The 1,795-nt window shown below is 26.9% G+C and carries 3 protein-coding genes; all 3 read right to left on the minus strand.

All coding sequences use genetic code 11. The features are described from left to right. Positions 1–194: 194 nt before the first annotated feature. The 3 genes from IM532_RS13585 to IM532_RS13595 all read right to left on the minus strand — a co-directional run bounded on the left by IM532_RS13585 (position 195) and on the right by IM532_RS13595 (position 1,379). On the minus strand, positions 195–518 hold the full coding sequence (locus tag IM532_RS13585) for a hypothetical protein (protein ID WP_194184033.1): 324 nt from the start codon (positions 516–518) through the stop codon (positions 195–197). Then, a complete protein-coding gene (locus tag IM532_RS13590) occupies positions 499–834 on the minus strand; it encodes a hypothetical protein (RefSeq protein ID WP_194184034.1) in 336 nt (111 codons plus the stop codon). The genes IM532_RS13585 and IM532_RS13590 overlap by 20 nt, the downstream gene beginning before the upstream one ends. A 227-nt stretch (positions 835–1,061) precedes the next feature. Then, positions 1,062–1,379 carry a hypothetical protein gene (locus IM532_RS13595; RefSeq protein WP_194184035.1) on the minus strand — a complete coding sequence of 106 codons (318 nt, stop codon included), beginning with the start codon at positions 1,377–1,379 and terminating at the stop codon, positions 1,062–1,064. Positions 1,380–1,795 lie beyond the last annotated feature (416 nt).

Below are 1,795 nucleotides of genomic sequence, written 5' to 3' on the forward strand. Positions count from 1 at the left end.
AGAAAAGTAATGGTTATTGTCGTGCATTATATGATCGATTAGTAGAGAAAGGAAAGAACAAAAAAGCAGCGTTAATCGCTGTGTGCAATAAGCTGCTTAAATTGGTATTTGGAGTGGTAAAAAATAAAACATTTTACCATGAAAATTTTGTTGTAAAAATTGCTTAAAAAACTTGGTTTTTTACACAGTTCATGTTATGCGACGTTTCTTTTATTATTTAGATTTTTTTCAAGAAATAATAACGAAAAAATTACAACTCCAAATAATCCATAAAAAAGGCTTGAAAAAACAGCAAAATATTTATATTTATTTGAGAGGTTTTCCTTTGAAAAGTCAAAGTAAAGCAGAATTGCAATTATTATTTTGATTCCTATTTGTAGATATCCTATAGTTGCATTAATTTCAAAAAATTTATCCATATCCAATTTGAAAAACCAATTGAATGGAAGTGATAGTATTCCACCAATAATAAAAAACCAAATATATTTTTTAAGATATTCAAGTAAGTTTGAATTCATTTTTTAATTTTTCAAAAGTTAGTAGTAAAAACAATATTATTCCAGTAAATCCAGAAAAAAATGTTAACACAAACAATACATTGTTTTGTAGTTTTAGCTTTTTTGAATCTTTTATCATAAAATAAATTAGAATAAAATTTAAAATATATCTTCCAAGTAAAATAAAATATCCATCTCCAAATGTTATTGTAACCCCATTGGAAATTTGTTCAGTAAAAACATTTGGGAAAATTGATTTTAAAGTAACCGGAATTAATCGAGAAATTAATTCAATTACAAAGAATAAAATCAGATATTTCTTTATATAATATTTCATTTATTAAACAGCTTTTTTATAAAATGTCGCATAACGAGCCGCGGCTTGGCGAAGTGCGGGCTTGAATTGAGCGAAAGTTCAATTCAGAACCGAACGAAGCAAAAGCTGTGGCTTTTGGTAAATTTAATAAAAAAACAATAGCAAAACAGCTTTTGCGGATAAAAGGGCGAGAAGTTCAATTTAGCACTTAATCCCGCATTTTGCCAAGCCGATGTTACACGATGGCTTTATTTTTTATAAGCTTGTTCTTTATACAATTCAATAAATTCTTCTGCTTCTTTCATAGTGTTGGGAAATTCTGCATATTCATTCGTCAATTTTCCGTCTTCAATTTTGTAAATATGTTGAAAAGGAAAACCATTTTCGATTAAAAACTTAACAGTTTCCCAAGCCTTTTTATCGTTTTTTTTCGGTGCTCTGAATCTATGAGATAATAAAGTCATAGGTTTACCACATTCCGGACAAGGATATGAAAGTTCTGAACCTAAATCAATATCACGATTGAATGAAATTTTACAATTTAAACATACTTTTTTATATCCCATTTTTTGAGATTTTATTTCTAAAGATAATTAATAGAATAATTATAACAATATCAGAATAAATTAAAGTTTTCAAATTGCTTATAGAATTACATAAATTGTCACCAGTAATTTTTGATATCCATTCAGTTGGAGAATCAGTTTCGTATTTTAAACTTACCATTGTATTAATAATTCCGAAATAAAATATTGGAATTAGAATAATCAAAATGATGATTAATATGTAAAAATATTTTTTATTCAATTTATACGTAGAGTTCGGAAGGCGTTTTCAAGTTGCTAATGCAACGACAGTATAAAAATAGTAAAAATTTTGATTATTTTATTTGTTGAATAATCATCTGATTAAAAACTTGTGCAGGGGAATATCCATCGAGCACTTTTCGAGGTCTTTCATTAAGTTCACGTTGCACTTTTTT

It is taken from the genome of Faecalibacter rhinopitheci, from assembly GCF_015234135.1.
GTDB lineage: Bacteria > Bacteroidota > Bacteroidia > Flavobacteriales > Weeksellaceae > Empedobacter > Empedobacter rhinopitheci.